This is a genomic window from Pseudomonas sp. P129, assembly GCF_020312195.1.
Lineage (GTDB): Bacteria > Pseudomonadota > Gammaproteobacteria > Pseudomonadales > Pseudomonadaceae > Aquipseudomonas > Aquipseudomonas fragariae.
Genome location: NZ_JAGPYS010000005.1, coordinates 103,329 through 117,324, shown reverse-complemented (window position 1 = coordinate 117,324; position 13,996 = coordinate 103,329). Strand labels below are relative to the sequence as shown.

Below are 13,996 nucleotides of genomic sequence, written 5' to 3'. Positions count from 1 at the left end.
CTCCGCGTCGCATGCAGTTCTGGACGCTCCGCGTCCTCTTTAACTACGACAGCCCTGCATCCACCAGCCATTGCTCCAGCCCTTCGAGGTCGGGAATGCGGGCTATGGTTTCGCCGATCTGTACGGCGGCCAGTTCCAGTTCGGCCAGCGGGACGTCGACGTAGCTCAACTGGCTGTCGACCTTGCACGAGCGCGGGATGCCCTGGGTCAGCAGGGCGATGAACCTGACGTCGTTGCGTCCGCCCAGTGCGTTGAGCACCACGATCCGGGCTCGGCCGCCGACACGTGTGCGGCCTCCGCAGGCGGCTTCGAAGCTGAGCAGCGGCAAGGTCAGTTCGCGCCAGATGATCGGCCCCAGATACCACTCGGGGGCGCCCGGCTCTGCGCTGCAATCCTGGTAATCGATCAACTCTGCGACCGCGACGTTGGGCAGCAGCAGATGCCGGTCACTCAACGGCACCAGCAAGCCGGTCAGGCTGGTCAGACGACTGGTCTGGAACGTGCCTTCAGACATGCGCCTGACTCCAGTAAGCGATGCTCTCCAGCAACACGGTTTCCTGATACGGCTTGCTCAGGTACTCGTTGACGCCTACCGCCATCGCCCGATCGCGATGCTTCTGGCCCGATCGGGAGGTGATCATGATGATGGGCAGGTCCTTGAGCTGTTCGTCCTGGCGGATCTGACTGGCCACTTCAAAGCCGTCCATGCGCGGCATTTCGATATCGAGCAGCATGATGTCGGGGGTGTGCTCCTGCAACAGGGTCATGGCATCAACACCGTCCTTGGCGGTCAGCACGTGCATACCGTGGCGTTCCAGCAGACGGCTGGTAACTTTGCGCACCGTCACCGAATCGTCCACCACCATCACCAGCAACGGTCTGGCGTGCTCGACTTCGTGATAGGCAGGCGCCATAAGCCCTCGGAAAGGCAAGCCCTGCAAGTTACGAATCTGCGCCATCAGATCAAGAATCAGCACCACTTGGCCGTCACCCAGAATGGTCGCACCGGAAATGCCCTGCACCCTGGAGAACTGCGGGCCAAGACTCTTGACCACGATCTCGCGCGAGCCTGCCAGCGCATCGACCTGCACCGCCACCCACTGATCCTGCAGATGCACCAGCAACACCGGCAGCGGCTGCAATTGCCCGGCCAGCCTGGGCGGACTGCTGCCCAGCAACTCGCCCAGATAGCGCAACTCGTAACTGCGCCCGCCATATTGATAGCGCGGCGGGCTGGTCTGGTAATAGCCGTCCAGCTCATTGGCCATGACGCGCACGATGCCATCGACGGTATTGAGCGGCACCGCATACTGTTCTTCGCCGCACGTCACCATCAACGCCCGGTTGACGGACACCGAAATCGGCAGGCGAATACGGAAGCGCGTGCCCTTGCCCGGCACCGAGTCGATGACCATCGAACCGCCCAGTTGCTTGACCTCGGCGTGCACCACATCCATGCCCACGCCACGGCCGGAAATCTGGGTGATGATCTCGCTGGTGGAAAACCCCGCCTGCAGAATGAACGGCAACACTTCATGGTCGGACAGATCGGCATCCGGATGGATCATGCCGCGCTTGATGGCCTTGCGGCGTACCGCAGCGAGGTCGACACCGGAACCGTCATCGCTCAATTCGATGACCATATCGCCGCCTTCGTACATCAGTTCCAGACTGATATGGCCTTGTTCCGGCTTACCGGCGGCGATGCGTTTTTCAGTGCTTTCAAGCCCGTGATCAACGGCGTTGCGCAGCATGTGCTCGAGTGGCGCGACCATTCGTTCCAGCACGTTGCGGTCCATTTCACCGTCGGCGTTGCCCACCTCGAAATGGACCTTCTTGTGCAGTTCCGAGGCCACCTGGCGCACCACGCGACGCAGGCGCGGCACCAGTCGCTCGAACGGCACCATGCGCGTACGCATCAGGCCTTCCTGAAGCTGAGTGTTGACCCTGGCCTGTTGCGACAGCAGCGTTTCCGCGTCGCGGGCGCGCGCGCCGAGGGTTTCCTTGAGGTCCATCAGGTCGGACGCCGATTCGAACAGGGCGCGTGACAACTGCTGCAACTGCGAATGACGGTCCATTTCCAGCGGGTCGAACTCTTCATAGCCCAACCGCTCGGCCTGGACCTGCTCACGGCTGAGAATGCGCCCCTGGGTTTCCATGTCCAGACGACGCAACTGATCGCGCATCCGCTCGATGGTGGTTTCCATCTCTACCAGGGCGATCTGTGAATCAATGATCTGCTGTTCGATACGTCCGCGGAAAATGGAGGTTTCGCCGGCCAGGTTGACCAGGTCTTCCAGTTGCTCGGCAGGCACCTTGACCATTTCCGGGCCACTGCGCTCGACCTCGCCCTCGGCGACCGGGGCCACGGCTACGACAGACTCCGGATGGACTTCCGGGTCCTGCGCAGCCAGCTGTGCGCCCGACGGCTCGTCGGTGGCCAGTCTGCGAATGCTCTCAATCAGCAAGGTCGCGTCAGGCAGCGGCTTGTCACTGCGCACGGCATCGAGCATGTCGGCCAGCACATCCTGACCGCTCTGCAACAGCCCCATCATCAACGGCGCGGGCTGCAGGCTGCCGGCGGAAAGCCCCTCGTAAAGCGTCTCCAGCTCGTGGGCCAGATCGCCTATCGGAGCAATTTCCACCATCCGCGCGCCGCCCTTGAGGGTGTGCAGGTCGCGCAGCAGGTTTTCGACTTCCAGCATGTTGTGCGGATCGGCCTGCCAGCGCGCCAATGCTGCGCCCGAGCTTTCCATGATGTCGAAACCTTCCTCGAGGAAGACTTCACGCAGCTCGGTGTCATGCTCTGGAGGATCTTCACTGGCGGCAGGCGAGGCCTGCACCTCGGGCCCGGCGCTCTCGAGCGTGCGGCAGCTGCGCAGCGCCTCGATCAAAGCCGAAGGGTCGCTGAGCGCTTCCTGCCGATACAGCTGCTCAAGCAGAATGGCCAGATGGTCGTGGCTCTCGTGCAGCAGCTCGGCCAGCGTCGGCGAATGGTTGAAGCGCCGGTCGATCAATCCCTCGTAGAGGTTTTCCAGTTCGTGGGCCAGGTCGCCCACCTCGGCCACCTCAGCCATCCGAGCACCGCCCTTGAGGGTGTGCAGGTCGCGCTGCAAGGAGGCCAGCGGCGCAGGGTTTTCCGGATCGGCCAGCCAACGCTGCAAGGCTTGACCGGCGCTGTCGAGGATATCGACGGCCTCTTCCAGAAATATCTCGACGATTTCGTCGTCCGGCCCGGCAACTTCAGTCTCAGTGTGCCCGGCCTCGCTGGCCAGCTGCGCGGTGGCGGCGTTGAGCTCGGTAACGCTCAAGGTGCGGTGGCCGTCGCTCTTGACCAGCCCGGTCGCCGAAGGGTCAAGCGCCTGATCCAGCAACTGGTTCAAGGCACGCACGCATTCGGGACGTGGCTCGACATCCTGGCCAGCGGCCACCTGATCAAGCATGTTGATCAGCGCTTCGTGAGCATTTTCTGCCACATCGAAAAAGCGCTCGCTGACTGCCAGACTGCTTTCCTCAACCGCGCCGTAGAGGTCGAGCAAGGCTTCGCACAGCTCATCGACCTGCGGCAGGTCGGCCAGATGCGCGCCATGACCGAGGGTGGTCAGCTCGTCGAGCAGCGCGCTCAGTTCCTGGCGTTCGCCGGGGTGCTGCCGCCAGCCCCGCAGCAGGTTTTCCGCATCCAGCACGATGTCCATGCCTTCGGCCAGAAAACTGGCGAGCAGCGTGGGGTTGCGCTTGATACGCAGGCCGCTGTCCGACTCACGCAGCACCACGGTGAGGCGGTCGTTGAGCATCGCCAGGGCAGCCTCGATCAGCGGCGCGGCGCCCGGAATATCGGCCAGCGGCGTGCTGTCCAGTTGTTCGAGGCCCTTGTGCAGCAACGGTTCGGCGCTGCGCAGCAGGACGAGCTCCGGTGAACCGATATCGATCAGGTTAGCCTTGTATTCACGCACTAACTGGTCGAGCGGGCTGGCCAGTTCGGCAATCGGCAGCACCCCGGCCATGTGCGCGCTGCCCTTGAGCGTATGCAACGCACGCAGCACCGCGTCGCTGATCGCCGGCGACGCTGATTGTTCGGCATTGTCGAGGAAGCGGCCGAGGGTATTCAGATGGCCGAGCGCTTCCTGACGGAAAATCTCCAGCAACTGTGGATCGAGCGGTTCGTCGGCAACAGGTTTGCCTGGCGCAGGATCATCCACGGCCGGCAGCGTCGGTGGCTCCAGCCCATTGGCCAACGCATGGGCGCGAGCCGCCAACAGGTCGACATCGTCGCGCTGGCACTGCGCATCTTCGGCAAAATCGCGGATGACCGACGGCAGCAGCGCCTGCACTTCACTCATCAGTTGCTGCACTTCCAGGCCCGGCAGCACATCGCCTTCCAGCACCCGGTTGAGCAGGTTTTCCACCGACCAGGCCAGTTCGCTGAGGATCAGCGCACGCACCATCCGGCCGCTGCCCTTGAGGGTATGAAACGCACGACGCACTTCGGTCAGCGCCGTGCTGTCCCAATGGCCGTCGCGGCCGAGCGAGGTGAACCAGCGCGGCAGGTACTCGCGCAGCGCGTCGAGCACCTCGTCGGCCTCTTCGAGAAACACATCGCGCAACTCGTCGTCCACCGCCTCTTCCCCGGCCGAGGGCGGCAACAGGCTGGTGGGGACGTTACGGGCGGGCGGGTTAACGGCCGAGACCGGGCTGGCGAGGACCTGGGCAATGGTTTGCGTGGGGCTGACTAGCGCCTTGCGGTCATCCAGTTCCAGCAACTCGTCCTGAGTGATGATCTCTTCGAGCAACGGCACTTCGAGGGTGTCCGCAGCAGGCGTATAGCCCAGCCGTGCCAGGCTTTGCTGGGCCATGTCCAGCACTTGGTCGCCCGGCGCCTGATGGTCTTCGAGCATGCGCTCCAGGTAATACTCGATACCGGTGATGGTGTCGGCCAGGCAATCGAGCTGAACCCAGGTGGGACGGGTTTCGTCCACCAGCAGGTGTTCCTGAATGTATTCGTTGCAGGCAGCCAGCAGGCTGGCAGCACGGGCCAGCGGGATCATCGCCAGCGCGCCACGAACCTGGACGATCAGCGCGCACAGCGGATCGAGGCGCTGTCGGTCCCACGCGCCGTCGATGTAATCGAGGATCACGTCCTTGGCCTGCTGCAACACCGTGCGGGCTTCGCGAATCACCAGTTGATGAATCTGCGTCAGGTCGGTGGTCGGCAGGCGGCTTTCCTCGCGGCTGACCTGCTCGTGACTGCCCGCCATGCCGGCAAGGGTCGATTCGACGTAGAGCAAGGCCCCCGCGACATCCATCAGCGCCGCGTCGCTGGGCTCGCGCTGCCCCTGCGCCAGACCGAGGACGACGGAAAGCTGGTCGATGATCACCTTGCGCGGCTGGCCGAAACCCAGCACCGCCAGGGTATCGGCAATCTGCCGCAACGGCGGCAGCAACGCGTTCAGCTCGCTGACATGCTGACGGTCGCCGCGCACGAACACGTCGAGCCGCTCCTTGACCCTGACCAGCCCTTCGCACAAGGCCACGATCACCGAACGCATGGCGTCACGGTCCGGACCGGCCATGCGGGCGCGCTCTTCGTTGACCACGTCGTTGCCGGGCAAGGCGTCGGCCAGCGCGTACTGATCCTTGAGGTCGAGCATCTTCGGCGCCAGGCTGTCGGACTTGGCGATATAGAACAGCAGGCTTTTCAACAGCTCTTCGGGGGCGGGCTGATTGATGCCGGTGACGCCCTGCTCGGCCAGACGCTTGAGTTCCTTGTCGGCGTCCTTCAACAGGCTGCGCAGCGCCGGGCTGTTGGTGAAGTTGCCGTTGAGCATGGTTTCGACCAGTGCCGAGGCGATCCGCCAGAGCGCACCGAGCGGCGCGTCTTCGCACAACTGCTCAAGCCGGGCAAACACCTTGGCCATGTAGCCGAGCTGGGTCTGCACGCCCTGCTCGCGCATCAGGCCGGCCAGCGCCGCCTGCAGGGTCTGGCGCAGTTTGCGCAGCAGGTTGGGCAATTCCGGGGTATTGCGCCGCGCCAGCTCTTGTTCATCAAGCGCCGGCACGACGACCAGTTGCGGGGCGAACAGGCTGGTTTCCGAGAGCAGACTTTCGCCCCGCGCACTGCGCAGGTCATTGAGCAGTGGCAAGACCACCAGCGGCAGGTCGCGGCGCGCGGAATGAATGCGTTCCAGGTAAACCGGCAACTGACTCATGGCCTGAATCAGCAGTTGCTCGGACTCGATCGGATGGCTGACGCGGTTCTGCTGGACCGCCAACGCCAGTTGCTCGATTTCCTCGGCCAGCAACGCGGCGCCATAGAACTCGATCATCTGCAGACTGCCGTGAACCTGATGCACCAGGTTCAGGCACTCGGCCATCGCCGCAGCGTTGGCCGGGTCTTCGATGAACCCGTCCAGCGCCTGACGGGCCTGGCGCAGCGTTTCGGCGATTTCGCCCTTCAGCCATTCAAGAGCTACGTAATCGTGACGATCAGCCATGACGAGTACCGTCCGTTACCCAATCAAGGTTGTTCATGTGCGGTACATCATCCGGCTTTCTTCGATGACGGCAGGGCAAAACCCGATACCGAGCGGCGCATTTCGCTGGCCATTTTCGCCAGGTTGCCGATGCTTTCGGCGGTGGCCGATGTGCCCGAGGTGGTCTGCGAAGTGGTCTGCTGAATGACGGTCATGATCTGCGAAATCTGCCCGGCAGACTCGGCCTGCTGGTGGGCAGCGTCGGTGATACTTTCGATCAGTTCGGCCAGCACCCTGGACACCCCTTCGATTTCCCCCAGCGCCACACCGGCGTCCTGCGCCAGCCGGGCGCCGCGCACCACTTCGCTGGTGGTCTGCTCCATGGAGATAACCGCCTCGTTGGTGTCGTTCTGGATGGCCCGGACCAGCGTTTCGATCTGCTTGGTCGCAGACGACGAACGCTCGGCCAGGCGCTGCACTTCGTCAGCCACCACGGCAAACCCTCGTCCGGCATCACCGGCCATCGACGCCTGAATGGCGGCGTTCAAGGCCAGGATATTGGTCTGGTCGGCAATGTCGTCGATCAGGCTGACGATGTCGCCAATCTCCTGGGAGGACTCGCCCAGACGCTTGATGCGCTTGGAGGTGTCTTGAATCTGCTCGCGAATGTTGTCCATGCCGTGAATGGTGTTTTGCACGACCTCGTTGCCTTTATTGGCAATTGTCACGGAGCGCTCCGCAACGGCCGAGGACTCCGAGGCGTTGGTCGAAACCTGATCGATGGACGCGGCCATGTCGTTGATCGCCGTCGAAGCGGCACTGATCTGCAACGCCTGGTGCTCAGAGGCAGCCGACAATTGCATGGCCGTCGCCTGGGTTTCGGTCACCGCAGCCGCCACTTGCTCGGCGGTCAGGTTGATGGTCACCACCAGCTCGCGCAACTGGTCAATGGAATAATTGATGGAGTCGGCAATCGCCCCGGTGAAGTCCTCGGTCACCGAGGCGGTGACCGTCAGGTCGCCGTCGGCGAGGTTCTCGATCTCGTCCAGCAGGCGCATGATCGCTGTCTGGTTGCGCTCGCTTTTCTGCGCGGTTTCGCGCAGCTGGCGATTGGTCTCGCGCACCATGACCAGACCGATGAGGATGATCGACGCCAGTGCCAGCAAGCCCAGCACATAGCCGCCGACGGTGTTCACGGTGCGGCGCTTGGCGAGGTTTTCCAGGCTGTTGGCGAGTACCGAGGTTTCATCCAGCAGGGTCTGTGAGGTGTTGAAGATGTTGCCCGACGCCTCGCGCACCTGATACAGCTCGGGCGAAGTCTCGAGAATCTCGTCCACCGAGCCTGAGACGAATTCGAACAGTTCGGCGATCTCCGCCAGCCGCGCGCGCGCATCGCGGTCTTCGACCTGGGATATGCGCAGCGTGGCGTTGCCCTCCAGCATGCCGTTGAGCACACGACCGAACTGGCTGGCGTCGCGGCCAAAGGCATCGGCGGCCTGCACAGCCGTTTCATCACCGGCCAGCACGGTATTGACCGAGCCGAGAATCCGTTCTGCGAGCAGCGCTTGGCGCTGCGCAACCACCACCTGTGCGGCAGGAGCACGGCTTTGCAGCAGGCTCTCGACGACTTTTTCGTATTCGGCCTGCAATTGCGGAATGGTTTCGGCCAGCGTTGCCGCCACCTGATGCAACGACAGGACGGTCTGTTCACTGGCCAGAATCACGTCGGTGCTCTTGCGCAGCCCTTCCCAGTCACGTTGCACGGTGCGCAATTCGTCGCGTATCAGCTCGGGTGCCGCAGGCAGGCCGGTGGCCGGGTCGCCTTTTCTCAGGTAGCCCCAGCGCACGTCGAAATCGTTGCGCGCATCGGCCAGCAATTTGAACGCCTGGGTTTTGCCGGCAGCCGCTTCGGTGGCGTTTTTCGCGATGCGTTGCGACAGCACGCGCAGCTCACCGGCATGCCCGATGTACTGTTTGTCGTAGTTGGACTGAGTGTTGAGGTAGGCGAAGTTGGCGAACAGCAACATGATGAAAACGATAAGCGCCACGAACAGCAGAATAATCTGCGTCCGGCTTCTTGCGCCTTCCCTTGACCGGTCTGTACTACTCATTAATCAGGCCCCCGCCTGGATCAATTGTGAAACACACCAGGCCCGACATGCTAGGAAGCCAGGTCCATGAAATCCGCAGACTGCACCAGCGCCCACGGGCTGAAGATCAGCCACGCCTGCTCGCGGATAAACTGCCCGCGCAGGAACGGCACCATACGCTGATCCATGTCCTGCGGGGTCTGGGGTATGAGGCTCAACTGACTGAAACGTTGCATGCCGAACACTTCATCGACCAGCAGACCGGCAAATACATCATGGTGCTCGACCACCAGCACCCGTCGCTGTTTGCGCACCGGCACCAGTTCGTGGCCGAAAAACCCGCACAGATCCATGAGTGGCAACAACCGACCGCGCAAGTTGGCAATACCGGCCACCCAGAACTTCACACCGGGCATTACCGCATGATGGGGTTCGTGAAGGATCTCGGCGATCTCGCCAATCGGCGCGACAAACCGTTGCTCGCCCATACGAAAGCCGATGCCGACCCAGTCCTGCTGATGGGCTTCCTGCAGCGGCAGGCCCGCCGCCAGCGAACGACAGCGTCGATCCATATCCAGAAGCAGTTCAAAAGCGGTGCGCGGCTCGGCCATGGCGATTCCGGCGATCAGCCGGCCAGCACCGCATTCAGGGTTTTCATCAGGGTTTCTTCGTCCACCGGCTTGGTCAGGTAATCCCGCGCGCCCTGGCGTTTGCCCCAGACCTTGTCGGTTTCCTGATCCTTGGTGGTGATCATGATCACCGGAATATTGGTGGTGTCAGGATCCTTGGTCAGCTGGCGTGTGGCCTGAAAGCCGTTGAGCCCCGGCATGACGATGTCCATCAGCACGGCATCAGGCTTTTCCTGACGGGCCAGGGCCACGCCATCAGCGCCGTTTTCGGCCTTGAGCACTTCATGACCGTGCTTTTCCAGCATGCCGGTGAGTTTGTACATTTCAGTCGGCGAGTCATCGACGATCAATATTCGAGCCATGGGTGTTCCCCGTCAGATTACGAGCGCGCTACATCAGGCGCGGGCGTCATGATATGTGTTGTTCTGCTGCAACGAAGCCCGGCACATGAGCCTTGATCGCGCTGAGCAGTTCTTCCTTGCTGAAAGGCTTGGTCAAAAACTGATCGGACCCGACAATCCGCCCCTTGGCCTTGTCGAACAGGCCGTCCTTGGAGGACAGCATGATGACCGGCGTCGACTTGAATGCCCGGTTGTTCTTGATCAGCGCGCAGGTCTGATAACCGTCCAGACGCGGCATCATGATATCGACGAATATGATTCGCGGGTGGTTATCGGCAATCTTGGCCAGCGCGTCGAAACCGTCTATCGCAGTGATGACTTCACAGCCTGCGTTCTTGAGCAGTGTTTCGGCGGTGCGGCGGATGGTCTTCGAATCATCGATGACCATGACCTTCAGGGCGGAGGCGTGTTGTTCCATAGCTGCTCTTCCATCGCCGCAGCGAATTTTTGCGCATTCTGCGAGGCACTGGGAGCCTGACCGTATCGCTTCGTTGATCGACTGGGACCGAAGACCGGATGCCGAGCCTTTTTAGCACACTCTCCAGACGCAATCCATAAAGTGCACCCTGGTGCATCGCGGCAGGCCTGCCCCTTGACCGGGAGCAATCGGAGCGCCACCCTGATGCCAATTTTACGGCCGTTGCGGCCCTTACCGATCAGAGGATATTGCCCATGAGCGTTCGCCTAGGGATTGTCATGGACCCCATTGAGCGCATTTCCTATAAAAAGGACAGCTCGCTGGCCATGCTGCTTGCCGCCCAGGAACGCGGCTGGTCACTGTTCTATATGGAACAGAAAGACCTGTATCAGAACGCCGGCCAGGCCCGCGCACGCATGAAGCCGCTCAAGGTGTTTGCCGATCCGGCCAAGTGGTTCGAGTTCGAAGCCGAAGTCGACGCAGGTCTCGACGATCTGGACGTGATCCTGATGCGCAAGGATCCGCCGTTCGACATGGAGTTCGTCTACGCCACCTACCTGCTGGAGCAGGCCGAGCGTGCCGGCGTCCTGGTGGTCAACAAGCCGCAGAGCCTGCGCGACTGCAACGAGAAGCTGTTCGCCACGCTGTTTCCGCAGTGCACGCCGCCGACGCTTGTCAGCCGCCGCGCGGACATCATTCGCGAATTCGCCGAACAGCACGGCGACGTGATCCTCAAGCCGCTGGACGGCATGGGCGGCGCATCGATCTTCCGCCATCGTGCGGGCGATCCGAACCTGTCGGTGATCCTCGAAACCCTGACCGCCCATGGCACGCAGCAAATCATGGCACAGGGTTACCTGCCCGCCATCAAGGACGGCGACAAGCGCATTCTGATGGTCGATGGCGAACCGGTTCCGTATTGCCTGGCGCGCATCCCGGCAGCCGGCGAAACGCGTGGCAACCTCGCGGCAGGCGGACGTGGCGAGGCCCGTCCATTGAGCGACAAGGACCGCTGGATCGCCGAACAGATCGGCCCGACCCTGCGTGAAAAAGGCCTGCTGTTCGTCGGACTCGACGTGATCGGTGAGCACCTGACCGAAATCAACGTCACCAGCCCGACCTGCATCCGCGAGATCGACAACGCCTTCGGCACCAACATTGGTGGCCTGCTGATGGACGCGATCGAGAAGAAGCTGCAAGCGCGCAAGGGCTGATCTGCCGCTGACGCCGCTGGCCACGGGCAACACCGTGCGCCACGGCGTCGGATCGATTCCCTTCGTCCGATCCGCAGCAGAGCGGCGCGGTACATTGCGTTATCATGCGCCACCTGTAACACGACACGGATTTTGACATGCAGGCTGACGAGATGCTGAACCGCCAATGACATCCATGGCCAACAACGACCTCCCCCTGGAACTCGCCAACGCCGGTGTGCGCCCTGCCGATCGCCTGGGTTTTACCATGATGATCGCGGCGCTGATCCACCTCGCGGTGATCCTTGGCGTGGGGTTCACCTATGTAAAGCCGGAGCAGATCTCGCAGACGCTGGAAATCACCCTGGCCACCTTCAAAAGCGAAGAAAAGCCCAAACAGGCTGACTTTCTGGCGCAAGACGATCAGCAGGGCAGCGGCACCCTGGACAAGGCCGAAACGCTCAAGACCACTGAGCTGGCGCCCTATCAGGACACCAAGGTCAACAAGGTCACCCCGCCGCCAGCCAGCAAGCCGGTGGTCAAACAGGAAGCGCCAAAGACGGCCGTTGCGACCACCGCGCCCAGCCAGCAGAAAACCGTTGCCAAGCGCGATGAGGTCAAGCCCGAGCCCACCACCAAGGCCGCACCGACCTTCGACAGCTCGGAACTGAGCAACGAAATCGCCAGCCTCGAAGCCGAACTGTCGACCGAACAGCAGCTTTACGCCAAGCGCCCGAAGATCCATCGCCTCAATGCGGCCTCGACCATGCGCGACAAAGGTGCCTGGTACAAGGATGACTGGCGCAAGAAGGTCGAGCGGGTCGGAAACCTGAACTATCCTGAGGAAGCACGACGCAAGCAGATCTACGGTAATTTGCGACTTCTTGTGTCAATCAATCGGGACGGCTCGTTGTATGAAGTGCTGGTGCTCGAATCTTCAGGACAGCCTTTGCTGGATCAGGCCGCACAACGAATCGTGCGTCTGGCGGCGCCTTTTGCGCCGTTCACCGGTGATCTGGCGGATATCGATCGACTGGAGATCATTCGCACCTGGAAATTTGCACGCGGAGACAAGCTGTCAAGCAACTGAACTTTTTGCCAGCCGATGCTCGACACCCACACGTGTCAGTTGTCAGCCGGGCAAGGCAACGCCAAACTAGGGCTCATGAAAAAAGTCTCTCCGAGTTATCTCAAGCATCATTTCCTCATCGCCATGCCTCACATGCACGATGAGAACTTTGCTCAGACCTTGACCTACATTGTCGAGCACAACGCCAATGGCGCCATGGGGCTGGTGATCAACCGCCCGCAAAGCCTGACCCTGGCCGATGTGCTCGAACAACTGCGACCGGAACTGCCGGCGCCGAGACACTGCCAGGACATCGTCATTCATACCGGCGGGCCGGTGCAGACCGATCGGGGCTTTGTCCTGCATCCCAGCGGCCAGACCTTTCAGGCAACGGTCAATCTTCCGGGCGGGATTTCCTTGTCGACCTCGCAGGATGTGCTGTTCTCCATCGCCGATGGCTACGGGCCTGATCAAAATGTGATCACTCTGGGCTACGCGGGCTGGGATGCCGGTCAACTGGATGCTGAAATGGCCGACAACGCCTGGCTGACCTGCTCGTTCGACCCGGCCATCCTGTTCGATGTCGACAGCGACCAGCGTCTGGAGGCTGCCGCCAGACGCCTGGGTATCAATCTCAACCTGATCTCGACCCAGGCAGGGCACGCTTGATGGCCGCCTTACGGCTGCTGCTGGGCATTGATTACGGCACCAAACAGATCGGCGTTGCGGTCGGCCAGGCGATTACCGGTCAGGCGCGTGAACTCTGTACGCTCAAGGCGCAGAATGGCGTGCCGGACTGGGACAAGGTCCAGGCGCTGATCAACGAGTGGAAACCTGATGCGATCGTGGTCGGCCTGCCTTTGAACATGGACGGCACGCCCAGCGACATGAGCGCGCGCGCGGAAAAGTTTTCGCGCAAGCTCAACGGACGCTTTGGTGTAACGGTCTACACCCATGATGAACGCCTGACCACCTTCGAAGCCAAGGGCGAGCGCATGGCGCGCGGCGGCCAGAAAGGCAGCTATCGCGACAACCCGGTGGATGCCATTGCCGCTGCACTCTTGCTGCAAGGCTGGCTGGACGAGCACCCCGAACTGTTGAATGTGTGACTTTTTCTGCCTTTATCGCTTCGAGATACCCGGATTCCACGTTATCGCTTGAGCATCGCGCCACGGACCGACGCTGCCCGAGCCTCTAAGGAGCAACCATGAGCCTGCCCGATCCCGCCGAACTGATTCGTCAGATGGCCACTGACCTGAACGCTCACCTGAGCAAGCGCGGCATCAGCGACCCTCGTTTCATCGGCATCCGCACTGGCGGTGTCTGGGTTGCCCAGGCGCTGCTCAAGGCACTGAACAACCCCGCTCCGCTGGGCACCCTGGACGTTTCGTTCTATCGCGATGATTTCAGCCAGAACGGCCTGCATCCGCAAGTGCGCCCTTCTGAACTGCCGTTCGAGATCGAAGGCCAGCACCTGGTGCTGATCGATGACGTGCTGATGAGCGGCCGTACCGTCCGCGCTGCACTCAACGAACTGTTCGATTACGGCCGCCCGGCCAGTGTCACGCTGGTCTGCCTGCTGGACCTGGACGCCGGTGAACTGCCGGTACGTCCGAACGTGGTCGGCGCCACCCTGTCGCTGGCACCGAATGAACGCATCAAGCTGTCCGGCCCCGAGCCGCTGGCGCTCGAACTTCAAGACCTCTCCACCGCCCTTTAAGAGTCC

Annotated in this window: 11 protein-coding genes; 5 read left to right on the top strand and 6 right to left on the bottom strand. The window is 62.0% G+C overall.

Translation table 11 applies throughout. The features are described from left to right. Positions 1 to 43: 43 nt before the first annotated feature. Genes KBY02_RS14390 through pilG form a run of 6 tightly spaced genes read right to left on the bottom strand, consistent with a single transcriptional unit; the run spans position 44 to position 10,008 of the window. Positions 44 to 514, bottom strand: a complete 471-nt coding sequence (locus KBY02_RS14390; RefSeq protein ID WP_003404582.1) for a chemotaxis protein CheW — start codon at positions 512 to 514, stop codon at positions 44 to 46. Continuing rightward, positions 507 to 6,491: an Hpt domain-containing protein gene (locus KBY02_RS14385; protein ID WP_060405937.1), complete on the bottom strand. Its 5,985-nt coding sequence runs from the start codon at positions 6,489 to 6,491 to the stop codon at positions 507 to 509. The genes KBY02_RS14390 and KBY02_RS14385 overlap by 8 nt, the downstream gene beginning before the upstream one ends. 47 nt (positions 6,492 to 6,538) lie before the next feature. Next, positions 6,539 to 8,581, bottom strand: coding sequence for a methyl-accepting chemotaxis protein (locus KBY02_RS14380; protein ID WP_011266434.1), 2,043 nt, complete (start codon positions 8,579 to 8,581; stop codon positions 6,539 to 6,541). A gap of 50 nt (positions 8,582 to 8,631) precedes the next feature. Then, the gene (locus KBY02_RS14375) at positions 8,632 to 9,171 is read right to left on the bottom strand and encodes a chemotaxis protein CheW (RefSeq protein WP_024641078.1); all 540 of its coding nucleotides are present in this window, start codon (positions 9,169 to 9,171) and stop codon (positions 8,632 to 8,634) included. Positions 9,172 to 9,185: 14 nt separating this feature from the next. Further along, a complete protein-coding gene (gene pilH / locus KBY02_RS14370; RefSeq protein ID WP_003404569.1) occupies positions 9,186 to 9,551 on the bottom strand; it encodes a twitching motility response regulator PilH in 366 nt (121 codons plus the stop codon). Between the two features lie 46 nt (positions 9,552 to 9,597). Next, positions 9,598 to 10,008, bottom strand: a complete 411-nt coding sequence (pilG, locus tag KBY02_RS14365; RefSeq protein ID WP_002551738.1) for a twitching motility response regulator PilG — start codon at positions 10,006 to 10,008, stop codon at positions 9,598 to 9,600. Between the two features lie 254 nt (positions 10,009 to 10,262). On the opposite strand from pilG, the gene gshB reads away from it, so the two are divergent. The 5 genes from gshB to pyrR all read left to right on the top strand — a co-directional run bounded on the left by gshB (position 10,263) and on the right by pyrR (position 13,990). Beyond that, positions 10,263 to 11,222 carry a glutathione synthase gene (gene gshB, locus KBY02_RS14360; protein WP_003316740.1) on the top strand — a complete coding sequence of 320 codons (960 nt, stop codon included), beginning with the start codon at positions 10,263 to 10,265 and terminating at the stop codon, positions 11,220 to 11,222. 166 nt (positions 11,223 to 11,388) lie between these two features. After that, positions 11,389 to 12,291: an energy transducer TonB gene (locus KBY02_RS14355; RefSeq protein WP_004414710.1), complete on the top strand. Its 903-nt coding sequence runs from the start codon at positions 11,389 to 11,391 to the stop codon at positions 12,289 to 12,291. A gap of 75 nt (positions 12,292 to 12,366) precedes the next feature. Then, positions 12,367 to 12,939: a YqgE/AlgH family protein gene (locus KBY02_RS14350; RefSeq protein ID WP_011266431.1), complete on the top strand. Its 573-nt coding sequence runs from the start codon at positions 12,367 to 12,369 to the stop codon at positions 12,937 to 12,939. Next, the gene (gene ruvX / locus KBY02_RS14345; protein ID WP_002551734.1) at positions 12,939 to 13,379 is read left to right on the top strand and encodes a Holliday junction resolvase RuvX; all 441 of its coding nucleotides are present in this window, start codon (positions 12,939 to 12,941) and stop codon (positions 13,377 to 13,379) included. The genes KBY02_RS14350 and ruvX overlap by 1 nt, the downstream gene beginning before the upstream one ends. Positions 13,380 to 13,477: 98 nt before the next feature. Next, a complete protein-coding gene (gene pyrR, locus KBY02_RS14340) occupies positions 13,478 to 13,990 on the top strand; it encodes a bifunctional pyr operon transcriptional regulator/uracil phosphoribosyltransferase PyrR (RefSeq protein ID WP_003366144.1) in 513 nt (170 codons plus the stop codon). Positions 13,991 to 13,996: the final 6 nt, after the last annotated feature.

What these genes read in the sequence shown, in the direction of transcription:
- KBY02_RS14390 (WP_003404582.1), bottom strand. Translation starts at nt 514, where the DNA reads ATGTCTGAAGGCACGTTCCAGACCAGTCGTCTGACCAGCCTGACCGGC.
- KBY02_RS14385 (WP_060405937.1), bottom strand. Translation starts at nt 6,491, where the DNA reads ATGGCTGATCGTCACGATTACGTAGCTCTTGAATGGCTGAAGGGCGAA.
- KBY02_RS14380 (WP_011266434.1), bottom strand. Translation starts at nt 8,581, where the DNA reads ATGAGTAGTACAGACCGGTCAAGGGAAGGCGCAAGAAGCCGGACGCAG.
- KBY02_RS14375 (WP_024641078.1), bottom strand. Translation starts at nt 9,171, where the DNA reads ATGGCCGAGCCGCGCACCGCTTTTGAACTGCTTCTGGATATGGATCGA.
- pilH (WP_003404569.1), bottom strand. Translation starts at nt 9,551, where the DNA reads ATGGCTCGAATATTGATCGTCGATGACTCGCCGACTGAAATGTACAAA.
- pilG (WP_002551738.1), bottom strand. Translation starts at nt 10,008, where the DNA reads ATGGAACAACACGCCTCCGCCCTGAAGGTCATGGTCATCGATGATTCG.
- gshB (WP_003316740.1), top strand. Translation starts at nt 10,263, where the DNA reads ATGAGCGTTCGCCTAGGGATTGTCATGGACCCCATTGAGCGCATTTCC.
- KBY02_RS14355 (WP_004414710.1), top strand. Translation starts at nt 11,389, where the DNA reads ATGACATCCATGGCCAACAACGACCTCCCCCTGGAACTCGCCAACGCC.
- KBY02_RS14350 (WP_011266431.1), top strand. Translation starts at nt 12,367, where the DNA reads ATGAAAAAAGTCTCTCCGAGTTATCTCAAGCATCATTTCCTCATCGCC.
- ruvX (WP_002551734.1), top strand. Translation starts at nt 12,939, where the DNA reads ATGGCCGCCTTACGGCTGCTGCTGGGCATTGATTACGGCACCAAACAG.
- pyrR (WP_003366144.1), top strand. Translation starts at nt 13,478, where the DNA reads ATGAGCCTGCCCGATCCCGCCGAACTGATTCGTCAGATGGCCACTGAC.